Genomic DNA, 16,279 nt, shown 5'->3' on the forward strand with positions numbered 1-16,279 from the left:
TCGGATTTCGCGGGTGAACGGTATTTATTCTTACGCTTGATATTCCTCATTTCTTACGGCAAGTTGCGCGCTTCTAATTAAAAGGAGCAGCCGATGTCCGGTTCAATGGCTCAGGCTTTCGCGCACAATTTTCTGGGGCATTCCCCACGCTGGTACAAGGCGTGCATCATCACGTTCCTGATCCTCAATGCCGTAGTGCTATGGACCCTCGGCCCGGTCGTTGCCGGCTGGATGCTGGTGGTGGAGTTCATCTTCACCCTCGCCATGGCCCTTAAATGCTACCCGCTGATGCCTGGCGGCCTGTTGCTGGTCGAAGCCCTGGTGCTGGGCATGACCACGCCCAAGGCGCTGTACGACGAACTGCTGCATAACTTCCCGGTCATCCTGCTGCTGATGTTCATGGTGGCAGGGATCTATTTCATGAAGGATCTGCTGCTGTTCCTGTTCTCGCGCCTGCTCCTGGGCGTGCGCTCCAAGGCGCTGCTGGCCTTGATGTTCTGCTTTCTCTCGGCGTTCCTGTCGGCCTTCCTCGATGCCTTGACCGTCACCGCGGTGATCATCAGCGCCGCGGTGGGCTTCTATGCGGTGTATCACCGTGTGGCGTCGGGCAACGATCCGCGCCAGGACAGCAATGTCGATGAAGACCACGATCTGCCTTCGAGTCATCATGAAGATCTCAATCAGTTTCGGGCGTTTCTACGCAGCCTGCTCATGCATGGCGCCGTAGGCACGGCGCTGGGCGGCGTCTGCACCCTGGTAGGCGAACCACAGAACCTGCTGATCGGCCATGAAATGGACTGGCATTTTGTCGATTTTTTCCTGAAAGTCGCGCCGGTGTCGCTGCCAGTGCTGGCGGCCGGGCTGGTGACCTGCGTAGCCCTGGAAAAGCTGCGCTGGTTCGGTTACGGCACGCTGCTACCGGACAACGTACGTGCCGTGCTGGCCGACTACGCCGAGCAGGACAATCGTGAACGCACCTCACGCCAACGCGCCGCCCTGATCGTCCAGGGTATTGCCGCGCTGATCCTGATCGTGGGCCTGGCCCTGCACATTGCCGAAGTCGGCCTGATCGGCCTGATGGTCATCGTATTGATTACCGCCTTCACCGGCATCACCGACGAGCACAGGCTTGGCAATGCGTTCAAGGACGCCATGCCGTTCACGTCGCTGTTGGTGGTGTTCTTTGCGGTGGTGGCGGTCATTCACGACCAGCAGTTGTTTACGCCGCTGATCCAGTGGGTGCTGGGCCTGCCCGCCGACCGGCAGCCCGGCATGCTGTTCATTGCCAATGGCCTGCTCTCGGCCATCAGCGACAACGTGTTCGTGGCAACCATCTACATTACCGAGGTGAAGCAGGCCTTCGTCTCCGGCCACATGAGCCGCGAACAGTTCGAGACCCTGGCGGTGGCCATCAACACCGGCACCAACCTGCCGAGCGTCGCCACACCCAACGGCCAGGCTGCATTCCTGTTCCTGCTGACCTCGGCGATCGCCCCGCTGATTCGCCTGTCCTATGGCCGGATGGTCTGGATGGCACTTCCCTACACCGTGGTGATGGGTGGCTTGGGCTGGTATGCGGTGACTTACTGGTTGTAGAAATATTGCTGAGCTGAAGGAAAACCTGTGGCGGGGGAGCTTGCTGCCGCTGGGGTGTAGGAGCTGGCGAAGCCTGCGATCTTTTGATCTTTCGCTTGAGACTCAAGTAGCAGGGGAAAGATCGCAGCCTCGCTTCGCTCGTCAGCTCCTACAGGCCCAGCGGGAGCAAGCTCCCTCGCCACAAAGGGCCAAAGCTTATCGCGGCAAGATGTAGCGTTCGATCGCCAGCGCTGCGCCGTCGTCGATAACGGTGGCGGTCACGACATCCGCTTGACGCCGGATCGCCTCCTCCGCCTGCCCCATGGCAATCGACAATCCCGCGCGGTGGAACATCGCCGGGTCGTTGCCACCGTCGCCCATGGCCGCTGTCTGCTCCAGCGGCACATCGAGGAAGGCCGCCAGGGTCGACAGCGCTTCTCCTTTGTTCGCCTTCATGGCCGTCACATCCAGGTAGATCGGTTGCGAGCGCGACACCTGGGCCTGGCCCTTGAGCAGCGGATGCAGCCGCGCCTCCAGCTCCACCAGCAGGTCGGTGTTGGCGCTGGTGGCGACGATCTTGTCAATCCGCTCCAGGTACGGCTCGAAACTCTCGACTTCTACCGGTGGGTAACCCAGGCCACGCGTCTCCACCGGCACCATCGGACCGTTGGCGTCGCGCACCAGCCAGTCGCCATCGGCAAATACCCAGACTTCGATGCCGGGCTGATCGGCGTACAGGGCCAGCGTGGCCAGCGCCGCCTCGGGTGGCAGGTAGTGGACGGCAAGAAAGCTGCCATCGGGATGAACCAGCGTGCCGCCATTGAACGCCGCCGTGGGCAGGTCGACACCCAGGGCCTCGATCTGCTGCAGCATGGCCCGCGGCGGTCGCCCGGTGGCGAGGCTGAACAGCACACCGGCTTCGCGCAATGAGCGAACCGCCTCGACGGTGCGCTGGTTGAGACTGTGATCAGGCAGCAGCAATGTGCCGTCCATGTCGCTGAGCAGGAAACGGATGGGGGGCTTCACCAGATCATTCATCCGAGGCCATGCCAGACGCGACTGTCGCGGGTAAGCAATTCATCGGCGGCCGCCGGGCCATCTTCACCGGCCTTGTAGGGCTGGAATGCCGCGTCCTGCTGCCAGGCATCGAGGAATGGCTGCACGGCGCGCCAGCCGTTTTCGATGTTGTCAGCGCGCTGGAACAGCGTCTGGTCACCGGTCAGGCAATCGTAGATCAGGGTTTCGTAACCCGTGGATGGCTGCATTTCGAAGAAATCCTTGTAGGCAAATCCCAATTCGATATTGGCCATGTCGAGTGCCGGCCCCGGCCGCTTGGCCAGCAGGTCGAACCACATGCCTTCATTGGGCTGGATCTGGATTCTCAGGTACGTAGGTTGCAGTTCGTCGACTTCGGTGTCGCGAAACTGCGCGTAAGGCGCGGGCTTGAAGCAGATGACGATCTCCGTGTCCCGCACGCTCATACGCTTGCCGGTACGCAGGTAGAACGGCACGCCAACCCACCGCCAGTTGTCGATCATGACCTTGAGGGCGACGTAGGTCTCGGTGCTGCTGTCGGGCGCCACGTTGGCCTCCTGGCGATAACCGTTTACCGCCTTGCCGCCGACTTCACCGGCAGTGTACTGGCCGCGGACCGAGTTGGCCCGGGCCTGCTCCACCGACCAGGGCCGGATCGCCCCGACGACCTTGGCCTTTTCCCCACGCACGGCGTCAGCACCAAACGCCGCTGGCGGCTCCATGGCCACCATCGCCAGCAGTTGGAAAAGATGATTGGGCACCATGTCCCGCAGGGCGCCGGTGTGTTCATAAAAACTGCCGCGGGTTTCCACGCCGACCGTTTCGGCGGCGGTGATTTGTACGTGGTCGATGTAGTGGTTGTTCCAAAATGCCTCGAACAGGCTGTTGGAGAAACGGCTGACCAGAATGTTCTGCACCGTTTCCTTGCCCAGGTAATGGTCGATGCGATAGATCTGTTTCTCGCTCATGACCTTGAGCAGGCAGGCGTTCAGCGCTTCGGCGGTATACAGGTCGGAGCCGAACGGCTTTTCGATCACCACCCGCCGGAAGGCGCCCTCCTGCTCCTGAAGCAGCCCGGTCGCACCGAGGCGGCTGACCACTTCACTGAAAAAGCGCGGCGCGGTCGCCAGGTAGAAAACCGCGTTGCCGGTGCCGCTGGCGGCGATTTTCGCCGCCAGCGCCTGGTAGGTGCTCTCATCGAGGAAATCACCCTGGACGTAGCTGATGCCCTTGGCCAGCTTGGCCCACAGCACCGGATCGAGCGCCCGGTCGGCGTCGCCGCCCTTGCTCGCCGCTTCGTTACGGATGAAGTCCTCGAGTTTCTTGGCAAAATCCACATCGCTGATGGCGTTGTGGTCAACCCCGATGATGCGCAGCCCATCGCCCAGCAGACCGTCGCGACTGAGGTGGTAAAGCGCCGGCATCAGCAGACGCTTGACCAGATCGCCATGGGCGCCGAACAGAAACAACGTGGTCGGCGGCGCGGGTTCTGCCTTGGATTTGCTGCCGATCGAGGTCATTTTTTCGGCGTCTCCACGTGGCCGCCAAAACCGAAGCGCATGGCCGAGAGCATTTTGTCACCGTACGTGCTTTGCTGACGCGAGCGGAAACGGGCAAACAACGAACTGGACAGGACCGGAACCGGCACCGCTTGCTCGATGGCGGCCTCGATGGTCCAGCGCCCTTCACCGCTGTCGGCGACTTCGCCGGAAAAGCCGTCCAGTTTCGGATCGCTGGCCAGCGCGTCGGCGGTCAAGTCCAGCAACCAGGACGACACCACGCTGCCGCGACGCCAGACTTCGGCGATATCAGCCACGTTCAGGTCGAAGCGCTGCTCCGCTGGCAGGCTTTCGCTGGATTTGGTCTTGAGGATGTCAAAGCCCTCGGCGAAGGCCTGCATCATTCCGTATTCGATGCCGTTGTGGATCATCTTCACGAAATGCCCAGAACCGGCCGGGCCCGCGTGGATGTAGCCACGTTCGGCGCGGTCATCGTCGGATTTGCGATCACGGGTGCGCGGGATGTCGCCCATGCCCGGCGCCAGGCTGTCGAACAGCGGGTCCAGGCGCTTCACCACGTCGGCATCGCCGCCAATCATCATGCAGTAACCGCGTTCCAGGCCCCAAACACCGCCGGAGGTGCCAACGTCGATGTAGCTCAGGCCCTTTTCCGACAGGGCCTGGGCGCGACGGATGTCGTCCTTGTAGTACGTGTTACCGCCGTCAATGATCACATCGCCCGGCTCCAATAGTTCGCTGAGGACGTTGATGGTGTCTTCGGTGGGTGCGCCGGCCGGCAGCATGACCCAGACCGCCCGTGGCTTCTCCAGGCCGGCGACCAGTGCCGAGAGGTCCGCGACGCCCATCGCGCCTTCCTGGTGCAGGTTTTCGACAAAAGCGGCATTGCGGTCATAGACGACGGTGGTGTGCCCATTGAGCATCAGGCGCCGCGCAATATTGCCGCCCATGCGGCCCAGTCCAATGATCCCGAGTTGCATGTGCTGATGCTCCCTACTACAAATAAAGGTAAGTCAAAGATTTAGCTCGTAAGACACGTGGAGGTTAGTCCAGAGCATTGCTGCATAGTTTCCGGGTAATTCGAGCGATCACAAGGGATAACGCTCAAGATCCGGCCGAAGCCACAGCGACCATGAAAAATAAAAAAGTTCCAATCACAAGCAAAAGAAATCAGAATCGGCGCCGATAGTAGAGGTGTCGACCAAATACTGGCGACATCTCTATAGTTGATGTACGCCATTTGCGAGGTGAGCAATGGGCCCTGTCGTTACCGCACGTCCTCCCCAAACCCTTTATGTGACCATTCGTCGCGATGAATTGCGCCTACTCAAGGAAGAACGCGATCTACTGCTTGATGAAGTGATGCAGCTGCGCATGCAGTTGCAACACGCACAACTGCCCCACCAGAGCCAGTCCCTGGCTCGGTAACCGCCCCAGAAGCACAGCGCCAGGAAGTGACACTGGCCAAACCGGTGTCATTTCCATGCGAGTCCGCCATGTGTGTTTGTGGCGAGGAGATTTGTCCCCGCTGGGCTGTGGGAGCAAAGCTTGCTCGCGAAACAGGCACCCCGGCCCCTGAAAGACTGCATCGCCTGCATCGCGGGCAAGCCTTGCTCCCACAAATAAATCCCTCACCCAAGGTGCGCTCGCACCCCGGTCACCGATTTATATCCGAAAAACTCACAAACTTTTCACAACCGGCTCGCAATACTCCCCGCCTTTAGGGTTGCTCGGCGTATGCCTGCGGTCACCAATCCGGTGCCGACAGCTTCGTCGACAAAGGCTGGAGCGCTTGATGAGTTTGTTCAAACGCAGCAAAACGACTGCGAAAGGTTTCGACTGGGCCGGGCTTGGCTGGCTGTTTCTGTTCTTCTGGTACTTCTCTGGCATCACCCAACTGCTCATTCTGTTGAGCGACACCTCCGGATTCACCGGCTTTCGCCAAGCGTTCGTGATGAGCGCGGTGTGGTTGGCGCCCCTGCTGCTCTTCCCCGCCCGCACGCGCGTGCTCGCCGCCTTGATCGGCGTGGTGCTGTGGGCCTGCTCCATGGCTAGCCTGGGCTACTTCTTCATTTACCAGCAAGAATTTTCCCAGAGCGTCATCTTCATCATGTTCGAATCGAACGTGTCTGAAGCCGGCGAGTACCTGACACAGTATTTTGCCTGGTGGATGGTAGCGGCGTTCCTGGCCCACACCGCCGTCGGCTATTGGCTCTGGACCCGCCTGCGCCCGGTGTACCTGCCCCGGGGCCGGGCCATGGTCGCAGCAGTCGCCATTGTCCTGGCCGTGGTCGGTTATCCGCTGATCAAGCAGACCCAGCGTACCGGCAGCTTTGCCGGTGGCCTGGAGAAATTCGAAGATCGCATCGAGCCAGCCGTGCCATGGCAAATGCTCGTGGCCTATCGTCGCTACGGTGAACAGCTGGAGAACATGCAAGGCATGCTCCACAGCGCCAGCAAGATCCCACCCCTGAGCAACCTCAAGGATGCCACGGCAGAGCAGCCGGCCACCCTGGTGCTGGTGATCGGCGAATCCACCAACCGCCAGCGCATGAGCCTCTACGGTTACCCGCGGGAAACCACGCCTGAGCTGGACAAGCTCAAGGGCCAGCTGTCGGTGTTCGACAACGTCGTCACCCCGCGCCCCTACACCATCGAAGCCCTGCAGCAGGTGTTGACGTTCGCCGACGAGGAGAGTCCGGACCTGTACCTGAGCACGCCGTCGCTGGTGAGCATGATGAAACAGGCCGGCTACAAGACCTTCTGGATCACCAACCAGCAGACCATGACCAAGCGCAACACCATGCTCACGACCTTTTCCCAACAGGCCGACGAGCAGGTGTACCTGAACAACAACCGCAACCAGAATGCCGCGCAGTACGATGGCGATGTGATCGAGCCGTTCAACAAAGCCCTGGCCGACAGCGCCCCGCGCAAGCTGATCGTGGTGCATCTGCTCGGCACCCACATGAGCTACCAGTACCGGTATCCGCCGACCTTCAACAAGTTCACCGACCGCCAAGGCGTACCGGCGGGCCTGCGTGACGATCAGGTCCCGACCTACAACAGCTACGATAACGCGGTGCTGTACAACGACTTCGTCGTGTCCAGCCTGATCAAGGACTACGCCAAGACCGACCCCAACGGCTTCCTGCTGTACCTGTCGGACCACGGTGAAGACGTGTTCGACTCGCCAGGCCACGGCACACTGGGCCGTAACGAAGGCAAGCCGACCGCGCCGATGTACACCATCCCCTTCATGGCCTGGGCCTCGCCCAAGTGGCGCGAAAGCCATGACTGGAACTTTGCCGGCGACCTGTCGCGCCCCTACAGCAGCTCGCACCTGATTCACACCTGGGCAGACTTGGCAGGCTTGAGTTTTGATGAGCTGGACCACAGCAAGAGCCTGGTCAGCGCGGACTTCAAGGCGCGCCCGCTGTTGATTGGCGACCCCTATCAAACCCCACGCAAGGCCCTGATCGACTTCAGCCTGATGCAGCCCAAGGCACCGGCGGCCGCAGTCGTGCAGAAATAACCGAAACCCATCAGAAGCCCGCTTTTACAGGGGCTTGATCCAGAACTCCATAGGCCCGTGGGCCGGGTCGAACATGCCGGCGGCAAAGCCGAACTTGGCATAGCTGGCCTGGGCCACGGCATTGCCCTCGAGCACTTCCAGGGTAATCTTGCAGCAACCACGCTGGCGGGCGATGTCCTCGACCTTCTGCAGCATCCTCTGGCTCAGCCCGAGCCCACGAAAATCCTTCATCACCGCCACGTCGTGGATGTTCACCAGTGGCCGGCAGGCAAAGGTCGAAAAACCTTCGAAACAATTGACCAGCCCCGCCGGTTCGCCGTTGACGAAAGCCAGCACGCTGAAGGCATGGGGGCGCTTGGCCAGTTCCTCGGGCAGATGCAACAGCACCTCTGCCGGCAATGGATGTCCTCCGCCCATCGGGTCCTGCGCATAGCCATTGAGCACATGACAGATCGCTTCGGCGTGAACCGGGTTGGTGTAGCTGGCTTGCAGTACAAGGATGCCCTTGGCTTCTTCCATGACCTTCATCTCATTTCGTTAGTGCCGCTGGCTCGAAGCCGTCGGCGGGATACAGGTCAGGCTCGCTGACCAAAACGTTGCATTTGCATTTCCTGGAGGCGGCTGAGGGTACGGCGAAACGGGAATTGCAGATAGCCCTCGGTATACAACTCATCCATCGGCACCTGGGCCGAAAGGCACAACGGCACCTTGCGGTCATAACATTCGTCGACCAGGGCGATGAAGCGCCGTACGCCATCGTCATGGATCGACAACTGCGGCAATTCGCGATCACCGGCCTCGACCCGTTCGACACCGTCTTCGGTGCCACGGGCAATGCGCCCTTCGCGTTGTTCGGCGCTCAGGCACGGTACATCACTGAGCAGGATGACGCTGAAGCGGTCGCACAGCGCCATGAAATCCAACGCCGAGAACGGTTGCTCGCACAGATCGGAGTAACGGCTCCAGAGCACGCTGTCGCTGGCCTGGACCGGTTCAAGCAGGCGATGACCGACCTCGAACGGCGCACTGCTCGACGCTTGCCCGGTGGTCAACTGGTTGAAGACGTCACCCAGCGGATCCGGTTGCCCGGGATCGCGCAGCCAATAACGCTGCTGTAATTGGCCTGGGTGCTGGCGATGGTCTTGCCAGCCGTTCACCGGCACGACCTGCATATATCGATTGATCGCGGTGATGGTCGGCAGGAAACGCTCACGGTTGTGGCCGTTGGCATAGAGCTCCTCCGGCGGCAGGTTGGAGGTGCAGACCATTACCAAGCCCAGCTCGAACATCACCTGGAACAGGCGCCCGAGGATGATTGCATCGCCAATGTCGTTGACAAACAGTTCGTCGAAACACAGCACCCGTACTTCAGCGCTCAACTCCCGGGCCAGGGCCTGCAAAGGATCTGGCGTGCCTGTGAGCTGGAACGAACGCTGATGCACCCACGCCATGAAATGGTGGAAGTGTTGTCGACGGGCCGGCACCTTGAGGCTTTCATAAAAGCGGTCCATCAACCAGGTCTTGCCACGTCCCACCGGGCCCCAGAGATAGACGCCCTTGATCGACTTGCGACCTTCGTGCAACGCCTTGTGGCATTGCTCCAGTGTCATGATGGCCAGTTCCTGGGCCTCGTCCTGGACGAAGCCGTGGTGCTCGATGGCATGCTGCCAGGCACTCAAGGGGGAGTCGAAAGTCATACGGCCCGGGTCCGGAAAACGAAGGTGGGGAGTATGCCATGACAGGCGACTGCAGGAACTCTGCGTAGAACTGTTGCGTGGGGTTTATCTGTGAAGCATGCCCTGTGGGAGCAAGGCTTGCCCGCGATGAACGATAACGCGGTTTGGCTGTTGGACCGCGGCGCGACTATCGCGGGCAAGCCTTGCTCCCACAGACCTTGCTCCCACAGACCTGGGTGCAGAACTTAGATTGAGATATCCAACCGGCTGATCTTGCCCTGCTCATCGAGCCGGAAGGTGTAGCGCAACTCCAGCGGGCTGCCGGGGAATGTCCCGGAGATCAGGTTTTGCACCAGCACCTTGCCAGTACGTTGCTGCACATTGAGGACTTCCACACGTGGCTGGAAGCGTCGGGCAGTGTCTTCCATCCATTGGGCGATGGCCTGGGTGCCAACACGGTGCTGGCCTTCATCGAACACGTTGGCATCCTCGGCGAAGAAACGCGTCACCGCCGAACTGTCACGGGCATTGGCGGCCGCAATGTAGCCGGCGATGGCCGGGGCCAGGGAAGAGACGGGATTGGACATGGTACGGCTCCTTGTTTTATCGATCTGGCACCATGCTAGAACAGCGTTGTGTCAGTTTTTGTCAGGAGTGAACCGCCCGGTTTCGTCCAGCTTCATCAGCGCAAACCAGTCGCGCAGCAAGTCGCTGCGTCGGCCCGGATAGCGCTCGCCCTGCTCGGTGGCAGAGGCAATCCGGTCGGTGCGAAAAGTCCGATAGGCGCCACGCAATTCGCACCAGGCCACCACCACCCGCGCCTCATTGAAAAAGCCCAGGGCCAGCGGCCAGATCAAGCGTTGGCTCGGGGTCTTGTTCACGTCGGCGTAATCGATGTGCAGCTTGGCCTGGGCGCGAATGGCCTGGCGGTACACGTTCAGTTCCACCGTGTTCTGCGGATAGCCATAGCCCGGTGGGCCGGGCAGTACCGTGGGGTTGCGCAAGGCGTCTCGCACATCGGGGGCCAGCACTGCAGCGACCTTCGCCAGGGCGTCGGCGGCTGCCTTGCCCAACACCTCGTCGGCGCGCTGATCGACGTAGCGCAAGCCCAGCACAATGGCCTCGATCTCATCGGCGGTGAACATCAGTGGCGGCAGGAACAGGCCGCTGCGCAAGACATAACCGATGCCCGCTTCGCCCTGGATCGGAGCACCAAGGGCGGTGAGTTCAGCGATGTCGCGGTACAAGGTGCGCTCGGAAACGTTCAGTTCGCCCGCCAATGTCGCAGCGGTGACCGGGCAACGCTTGCCCCGCAAGACTTGCAGCAAAGTGAGCAACCGAGAGGTACGCGACACGATGGACTATCCAGAAGAAAAAAGTTGACGCAGATTAGCAGAGGCTGGTGTCAGAAACTGTCAGGAGCCCTCCATCCACGTCGCATGAGTCCATGCGGCATGAGCTTTTGTGGCGAGGGAGCTTGCTCCCGCTGGGCCGGTCCGACGCTTCGGGCGCAGCGGCCCCTAGCTTTTGCGGTTGCTGCGCAACCGAGCGGGAGCAAGCTCCCTCGCCACAAAAGCGCCCTCGTCAAAGGTTCGTTGGTTGCCGTGGGGCCCCTGTGGGGTATCGTGCTCAATCACCGCCGGTTTTTTTCATTCTTTGAGAGCTTGTCCATGCGCAGAATCCTCGGCTTGTCCCTTTTCCTGCTCCTCCTCAGCCTGAGCGCCTGCGCCCTCTTCCCCCACCGTGATCCGCTGAACATCAACGTGGTCGGCATCGAACCCTTGCCCAACCAGGGCCTGGAGGTGCGTTTCGCCGTGAAACTGCGCGTGCAGAACCCCAACGAAACCGCCATCGACTACAACGGCGTGGCGCTGGACCTGGAGGTCAACGACCGTACGCTGGCAACGGGGGTCAGTGACCAGAGCGGTTCGATCCCGCGCTTTTCCGAGGCGATCCTCAGTGTCCCGGTGAGCATTTCGGCGTTTTCGGTGTTGCGCCAGACCTTGGGCCTGAGCCAGACCCAAAGCCTGGACAACCTGCCCTATGTGCTCAAGGGCAAGCTCGCCGGCGGCGTATTCGGCACCCTACGCTTCGTCGACCGCGGAACCCTCGACCTGCCGGGCTCCGCCGCCAACTGGTGATCAGGCGGTGAAACGCACACCGGGCTTGACGCGCTCGTCCACCACCAACTCGAACACATCCGGCCTGGCGTAATGCCCCACCACGTCATAGTCGTAGCGCGCCCGCACCAGCTCATCGGTGTCGATTTCGGCAGTCAGTAGCCCAGCGCGGTCCTTCAGCGGCCCGGCGAGTACATCGCCCATGGGCCCGACAATCACGCTGCCTCCGGCAATCAGCGGCCGCTCGGCCGGCCAGTGCGCGACCTCGATACCCAGGGCCTGCGGCGAGGCCTGGACCTGGCAGGCACTGACCACAAAACAGCGACCTTCGTGGGCGATATGGCGCATGGTCACCTGCCACATCTCCCGCTCATCCACCGTTGGCGCACACCAGACGTCCACCCCTTTGGCGTACATCGCGGTGCGCAGCAGCGGCATCATGTTTTCCCAGCACACCGCCGCGCCGACCCGGCCGACCTGGCTGTCGATCACGGGCAAGGTCGACCCATCGCCCTTGCCCCAGATCAGCCGCTCGGTGCCGGTGGGCATCAACTTGCGGTGCCGGGCCACCAGGCCCGCCTCGGGTTCGAAATACAGCGCGGTGCAGTACAGGGTGCTGCAGACACGCTCGATGACGCCCAGCACCAGACTCGCCCCCGTACGCGCCGACAGCCCGGCCAGCGCTTCGGTTTCAACGCCGGGCACGTCAATGGCATTGGCAAAATAGCGGGCAAACGCCTCGCGCCCCTCCGGCAACCGGTAACCCAGTTGAGTCCCGAACGTTTCGCCCTTGGGATAGCCACCCAGCAGCGCTTCAGGCATCACCACCAGGCGCGCGCCAGCCTCGCGAATGGCCTCTTCGTAGGAAAGGATCTGTGCCAGGGTCTCGCCCTTGCCGCCAGGCAACGAACCGATCTGCAGGGCAGCCACAATGGATTTGGGCATGGTTTTTCAACTCCTTGATCATCAGGTGTTGCTGATTCTCAAGCAGCGGTCGATCATGAATAAAGCCCAGAATGCTGCTAAATGATATGAGCCTTATGAATATCGCCGACATCGACCTCAATCTGCTCAAGACCTTCGAAGCCTTGCATGAAGAATCCAGCGCCAGCCGCGCCGCCGTGCGCCTGGGCGTGACCCAGTCGGCCATCAGCGCAGCGCTGCGCAGGCTTCGCGGTTTGTATGACGATCAATTATTCGTGCGCACCGGCCGGGGCCTGGCGCCGACCCTGCGGGCCAACCAGCTGAAGCCGGTGATCAGCGAAGCACTGGATAAATGCCGCCAGAGCCTGGCGATGGTCGACCCGGATGCCAGCCATTACGAAGGCCGCTCGGTCATCGTCGGCCTGTCGGACGATTTCGAGATTGCCCATGGGCGACGCCTGATCGAAGAAGTGGCCCACCGCGCGCCGGGCCTGCGCTTGATTTTCCGCCAGACCCACAGCCAGATCGTCGGCCGGGCCCTGATGGAGCGCGACCTTGACCTGGCGATCACGGCGGGCGGGTTCGCCCAGCGGTTGCTCAGCCGCCAGGTGTTGGGCGAAGGCGATTACGCCTGCCTCCTGGACCCGGCGAGCCTGGCGCAAGGCCAACAATCCCTCAGCCTGGAGGCGTTCGTGGCCCGTGAACATCTGCTGGTGTCTTCAGGTGGTTTCATCGGCATCACCGACGAAGGGCTGGCCGGGCTTGGCCTGAGTCGACGAGTCTGTGCCTCGACCACCCACTTTGCCGCATTGCCGTTCCTGCTCAAGGGCAGTCAGGCCGTGGCGACCATCCCGGCCCATGCCGCCCGGGCCATCGCCGACCTCAGCGGCCTGGCCTTGCTGCCCTGCCCCCTGGCCTTGCCCCGCTACCCCATCGAACTGGGATGGCGAACCCACACGCAAATGGACCCAGTGGTGATCAAGGTTCGCGAGGCCATTACGGCAACATTCGCCTGAGGCTTACTTGTTGGCAGCCATCAGTCGATTGACTTCACTGCGCACCATGTTGGCGTACTCCGGCGGCGACATGCCGTCCAGTTCGGCACGCACCCACTCGGCCCACTTGCCCTTGCGTTTGGAGCGCTCGCCGAACAAGCGGGCAGCATCGCCCTTGGCTTTGCCCAGGTTGTTTTGCCACAGTTCAAAAAGTCGGGATTTTTCGTCTTCCAGCGCGGCGCGCTCGGCCAGGGGCTTGTCAGCCAGATTGAAGCTCATGGGAATTACCTGTTGCGTAAATAGGCGCCATCTTACACCTTGCAGGGAAACGTCTTAACCACGATTTGTGATGGGCTGCGCCGACAAGGCCAAACGTTGCAACTTTTGCACAAGCGCAGCACTCCATTGATCAATGCCATCATCAACAAGGAGCACTTCAATGGCCCGTAAAAGCACCGTGCAAGCGAATGGAGAGCAAATCAAGGATCAAGCCTTCAGCGAACTGAAGGCGTTGATCGAAGAATCGGAGAAGCTGCTCAAAAGCAGTGCCTCGCTGGTGGGTGAAGACGCTGACGACCTGCGCGGCCAGATCTCCCAGAAACTGCAACAAGCGCTTGATTCGGTCGCCAGCGCACGGGAGCGCACCCGCCCCATGGTCGACGCCACTGAGGTCTATATTGGCGGCCACCCCTGGCAGACCGTGGCGATTTCCGCCGGTTTCGGGCTGGTGGTGGGCTTGTTGTTGGGACGGCGTTAAGGAACAGCCTCCAGCCCCCAAGAGATTGTGTAAGTGGTTAAAACTGTGGGAGCGAGCCTGCTCGCGATAGCGGTGTGTCAGGCAACATCACTGATGCTGAACCACCGCCATCGCGAGCAGGCTCGCTCCCACAGGAGTTTGTGGATGAACCTGCCATTTATGAACATCCACAAGGTCTTGCTTTAAGCCACTGCTCCCGCCCGCAGGATCGACGCATCCTCCCCGCGATACAGCGCCTCGACCTTCCCCGCCCGCCACTGCAACACCGCCCGTTGGTTGATCGAGCCCTTGTCAGTGATTTCACCGCGGTCGATGGAGGCTGGCTCATCGAGCAAGGCGATCCACTCCACGCGACTGGCGTTGCCGCTGGCTTCGCGGTTCAGGCGTTGCAGCCAGTCGGCGAACCATTGGCGCACCGCAGGGCTGGCAAGAACCTGGGCGTCACTGGCGTCCGCGCCCAGGCCTGACAAGCGCCGGCATTCAGCAAGCCGTGGGAACACCAGCGCCCCCAGGCACTCGCGATCCGGCGCGGTAATCACCAAGTCCTGGACGTAGGGCGTGCCCTCCAGCACCGCCCGGTTGCGCAACGGCCCGACGCTGACGAATACACCGGAAGACAATTTGAAATCCTCGGCGATCCGCCCATCGAACATCAGCCCCAGTTGCGGATTGCTGGCATCGGCCAGCTTGATCGCATCACCCGAACAGTAGAAACCGTCCTCGTCGAATACCTCGGCAGTTTGCTGCGGCGAGCGCCAGTAGCCGGGCATGATGTGCGGCCCGCGAAAACGCCCTTCGAACTTGCCGTCCACCGGCACCAGGCGCACCTCGCAGCCAGGCGCTGGAAGGCCGATGTAGCCGGCCATGGACAACGGCCCGGTGGTAAAGGTGCAGGACGGCGCCGCCTCGGTCATGCCCAGGCCCGCCATCATGCGGATACGTTCGCCGCAATGCTGTTCGGCGACCTTGTCGAGTCGGTCCCAGGTGCTTTGGGACAAGCCCGCCGCCGCAAAGAAGAACAGACTGATGCGCTTGAAGAAACGCTCGCGCAACTCACCGTCCCGCTCCAGGGCGCTGACCAGTTCCTCCCAGCCCTTGGGCACGGTCAGGTAGGCGGTCGGTGAAATTTCCTTGAGGTTGCGCAGGGTTTCGGCGAAGCCCTGGGCGGTGGGTTTGCCGTCGTCCAGGTAGAACGTGCCGCCGTTGTACAGCACGATGCCAACGTTGTGGCTGCCACCGAACGTGTGGTTCCACGGCAACCAGTCCACCAGCACCGGCGGCACCTCGCCGAACACCGGAAAGGTCTGCAACAGCATCTGCTGATTGGCACAAAGCATACGCTGGGTGGTGATCACCGCCTTGGGCAGCTTGGTGGAGCCTGAGGTAAACAGGAACTTGGCGATGCTGTCCGGGCCGGTGGCGGCGAACGCCTGCTCGGCCTCGGCGCCGCCGGGTTGGGCCAGCAGGCTGGCGAAGCTTGTCCTGGGCCGGCCTGCCATCTCGCCACGCACCGTGATCAAGGGCACGTCCGCCGGCAATACGGCAGTGATTGCCCGCTCGAACGGCGCGGCTTCACTGACAAACACCAGCCCCGGCTGCAACAGATCGCAGACGTGGCGCAGCTTGGCGAAATCCTGGGACAGCAATGAATAGGCCGGCGAAACCGGGCAATAGGGAATACCGGCGTACATCGCGCCGAGGGCTATTTGCAGGTGCTCGATGTCGTTGCCCGAGAGCAGCGCCAAGGGTTTCTCCGCCGACAAACCGTAACCGAGCAGGCTTTGGGCGATGGCCCGGACGCTGTCGAGCATTTGCGCATAACTGACTCGACGCCAGTCACCGCCGGCTTCACGGGCCGCGATAAACGTCTGCTCTGGGCGCACCTTGGCCCAGTGCACCAGGCGCTCGAGCAATCGCGCCGGCAGCGGGGCCAGGGGCTCCAGGGAGCGCATGTGCAAGACGCCACGCTCTTCCCGGACTTCGACGGCAGGATGACCAATCGACACCTGGCGATACCGCCCGGCCTCGGGTCGGGAGGACGATCTGGACTCGGAACTCACGTACATTTCCTCCACCAAGGCACACTCGGGTCGCGATGCGAGCGGAGCGTGGCAGCACTAGGCTGCGGCCTTGTCATTGTTATTC

Annotated in this window: 16 protein-coding genes; 6 read left to right on the top strand and 10 right to left on the bottom strand. The window is 61.7% G+C overall.

Annotated elements, in window-relative coordinates:
• The first annotated feature begins 93 nt into the window (after positions 1–93).
• On the top strand, positions 94–1,596 hold the full coding sequence (nhaB, locus tag LOY50_RS15395) for a sodium/proton antiporter NhaB (protein ID WP_253475289.1): 1,503 nt from the start codon (positions 94–96) through the stop codon (positions 1,594–1,596).
• A 195-nt stretch (positions 1,597–1,791) separates the two neighbouring features.
• Here the strand turns inward: nhaB and LOY50_RS15400 are convergent, their stop codons facing one another.
• Genes LOY50_RS15400 through gnd form a run of 3 tightly spaced genes read right to left on the bottom strand, consistent with a single transcriptional unit; the run spans position 1,792 to position 5,131 of the window.
• The gene (locus tag LOY50_RS15400) at positions 1,792–2,613 is read right to left on the bottom strand and encodes an HAD family hydrolase (RefSeq protein ID WP_253475292.1); all 822 of its coding nucleotides are present in this window, start codon (positions 2,611–2,613) and stop codon (positions 1,792–1,794) included.
• Positions 2,610–4,130, bottom strand: coding sequence for a glucose-6-phosphate dehydrogenase (zwf, locus tag LOY50_RS15405; RefSeq protein ID WP_258688223.1), 1,521 nt, complete (start codon positions 4,128–4,130; stop codon positions 2,610–2,612). Before zwf ends, LOY50_RS15400 begins: the two co-directional genes overlap by 4 nt.
• Positions 4,127–5,131, bottom strand: a complete 1,005-nt coding sequence (gnd, locus tag LOY50_RS15410) for a phosphogluconate dehydrogenase (NAD(+)-dependent, decarboxylating) (protein WP_258691246.1) — start codon at positions 5,129–5,131, stop codon at positions 4,127–4,129. The genes zwf and gnd overlap by 4 nt, the downstream gene beginning before the upstream one ends.
• A 250-nt stretch (positions 5,132–5,381) precedes the next feature.
• On the opposite strand from gnd, the gene LOY50_RS15415 reads away from it, so the two are divergent.
• Together LOY50_RS15415 and LOY50_RS15420 are read left to right on the top strand one after the other, a co-directional pair.
• Positions 5,382–5,555: a DUF6026 family protein gene (locus LOY50_RS15415; RefSeq protein WP_018601582.1), complete on the top strand. Its 174-nt coding sequence runs from the start codon at positions 5,382–5,384 to the stop codon at positions 5,553–5,555.
• A 367-nt stretch (positions 5,556–5,922) separates the two neighbouring features.
• The gene (locus LOY50_RS15420; RefSeq protein WP_253475298.1) at positions 5,923–7,662 is read left to right on the top strand and encodes a phosphoethanolamine transferase CptA; all 1,740 of its coding nucleotides are present in this window, start codon (positions 5,923–5,925) and stop codon (positions 7,660–7,662) included.
• A gap of 24 nt (positions 7,663–7,686) precedes the next feature.
• Here the strand turns inward: LOY50_RS15420 and LOY50_RS15425 are convergent, their stop codons facing one another.
• From LOY50_RS15425 to LOY50_RS15440, 4 genes are all read right to left on the bottom strand, one after another.
• The gene (locus LOY50_RS15425) at positions 7,687–8,181 is read right to left on the bottom strand and encodes a GNAT family N-acetyltransferase (protein ID WP_253475301.1); all 495 of its coding nucleotides are present in this window, start codon (positions 8,179–8,181) and stop codon (positions 7,687–7,689) included.
• Between the two features lie 56 nt (positions 8,182–8,237).
• Positions 8,238–9,359: a cell division protein ZapE gene (gene zapE, locus LOY50_RS15430; RefSeq protein ID WP_258688226.1), complete on the bottom strand. Its 1,122-nt coding sequence runs from the start codon at positions 9,357–9,359 to the stop codon at positions 8,238–8,240.
• A 224-nt stretch (positions 9,360–9,583) separates the two neighbouring features.
• Entirely contained in the window at positions 9,584–9,925 is a 342-nt protein-coding gene (locus LOY50_RS15435) for a nuclear transport factor 2 family protein (protein ID WP_072348557.1), read from the bottom strand.
• A gap of 51 nt (positions 9,926–9,976) precedes the next feature.
• Positions 9,977–10,693: a YafY family protein gene (locus LOY50_RS15440; RefSeq protein ID WP_003202404.1), complete on the bottom strand. Its 717-nt coding sequence runs from the start codon at positions 10,691–10,693 to the stop codon at positions 9,977–9,979.
• A 315-nt stretch (positions 10,694–11,008) separates the two neighbouring features.
• On the opposite strand from LOY50_RS15440, the gene LOY50_RS15445 reads away from it, so the two are divergent.
• Positions 11,009–11,479, top strand: a complete 471-nt coding sequence (locus LOY50_RS15445) for an LEA type 2 family protein (protein ID WP_253475307.1) — start codon at positions 11,009–11,011, stop codon at positions 11,477–11,479.
• Here LOY50_RS15445 and LOY50_RS15450 read toward each other — a convergent pair whose 3' ends face one another.
• Positions 11,480–12,403: a carbon-nitrogen hydrolase family protein gene (locus tag LOY50_RS15450; protein WP_258688229.1), complete on the bottom strand. Its 924-nt coding sequence runs from the start codon at positions 12,401–12,403 to the stop codon at positions 11,480–11,482.
• 86 nt (positions 12,404–12,489) lie between these two features.
• Here LOY50_RS15450 and LOY50_RS15455 point away from each other — a divergent pair, with 86 nt between their 5' ends.
• On the top strand, positions 12,490–13,398 hold the full coding sequence (locus LOY50_RS15455; RefSeq protein WP_258688230.1) for a LysR substrate-binding domain-containing protein: 909 nt from the start codon (positions 12,490–12,492) through the stop codon (positions 13,396–13,398).
• Positions 13,399–13,401: 3 nt separating this feature from the next.
• On the opposite strand, the gene LOY50_RS15460 is transcribed toward LOY50_RS15455, so the two are convergent.
• Positions 13,402–13,656, bottom strand: a complete 255-nt coding sequence (locus tag LOY50_RS15460) for a hypothetical protein (RefSeq protein WP_003181187.1) — start codon at positions 13,654–13,656, stop codon at positions 13,402–13,404.
• Positions 13,657–13,816: 160 nt separating this feature from the next.
• Between LOY50_RS15460 and LOY50_RS15465 the strand changes: the two genes are divergently transcribed.
• Complete coding sequence (locus tag LOY50_RS15465; RefSeq protein ID WP_253475316.1) at positions 13,817–14,134, top strand: YqjD family protein; 318 nt, start codon at positions 13,817–13,819, stop codon at positions 14,132–14,134.
• 182 nt (positions 14,135–14,316) lie between these two features.
• Here the strand turns inward: LOY50_RS15465 and LOY50_RS15470 are convergent, their stop codons facing one another.
• On the bottom strand, positions 14,317–16,194 hold the full coding sequence (locus tag LOY50_RS15470; protein ID WP_258688231.1) for a feruloyl-CoA synthase: 1,878 nt from the start codon (positions 16,192–16,194) through the stop codon (positions 14,317–14,319).
• Positions 16,195–16,279 lie beyond the last annotated feature (85 nt).

Source organism: Pseudomonas sp. B21-010 (genome assembly GCF_024749325.1).
GTDB lineage: Bacteria > Pseudomonadota > Gammaproteobacteria > Pseudomonadales > Pseudomonadaceae > Aquipseudomonas > Aquipseudomonas kilonensis.

Coding starts and splice junctions, on each gene's coding strand:
- nhaB (WP_253475289.1), top strand. CDS start 94: ATGTCCGGTTCAATGGCTCAGGCTTTCGCGCACAATTTTCTGGGGCAT.
- LOY50_RS15400 (WP_253475292.1), bottom strand. CDS start 2,613: ATGAATGATCTGGTGAAGCCCCCCATCCGTTTCCTGCTCAGCGACATG.
- zwf (WP_258688223.1), bottom strand. CDS start 4,130: ATGACCTCGATCGGCAGCAAATCCAAGGCAGAACCCGCGCCGCCGACC.
- LOY50_RS15415 (WP_018601582.1), top strand. CDS start 5,382: ATGGGCCCTGTCGTTACCGCACGTCCTCCCCAAACCCTTTATGTGACC.
- LOY50_RS15420 (WP_253475298.1), top strand. CDS start 5,923: ATGAGTTTGTTCAAACGCAGCAAAACGACTGCGAAAGGTTTCGACTGG.
- LOY50_RS15425 (WP_253475301.1), bottom strand. CDS start 8,181: ATGGAAGAAGCCAAGGGCATCCTTGTACTGCAAGCCAGCTACACCAAC.
- zapE (WP_258688226.1), bottom strand. CDS start 9,359: ATGACTTTCGACTCCCCCTTGAGTGCCTGGCAGCATGCCATCGAGCAC.
- LOY50_RS15435 (WP_072348557.1), bottom strand. CDS start 9,925: ATGTCCAATCCCGTCTCTTCCCTGGCCCCGGCCATCGCCGGCTACATT.
- LOY50_RS15445 (WP_253475307.1), top strand. CDS start 11,009: ATGCGCAGAATCCTCGGCTTGTCCCTTTTCCTGCTCCTCCTCAGCCTG.
- LOY50_RS15450 (WP_258688229.1), bottom strand. CDS start 12,403: ATGCCCAAATCCATTGTGGCTGCCCTGCAGATCGGTTCGTTGCCTGGC.
- LOY50_RS15455 (WP_258688230.1), top strand. CDS start 12,490: ATGAGCCTTATGAATATCGCCGACATCGACCTCAATCTGCTCAAGACC.
- LOY50_RS15460 (WP_003181187.1), bottom strand. CDS start 13,656: ATGAGCTTCAATCTGGCTGACAAGCCCCTGGCCGAGCGCGCCGCGCTG.
- LOY50_RS15465 (WP_253475316.1), top strand. CDS start 13,817: ATGGCCCGTAAAAGCACCGTGCAAGCGAATGGAGAGCAAATCAAGGAT.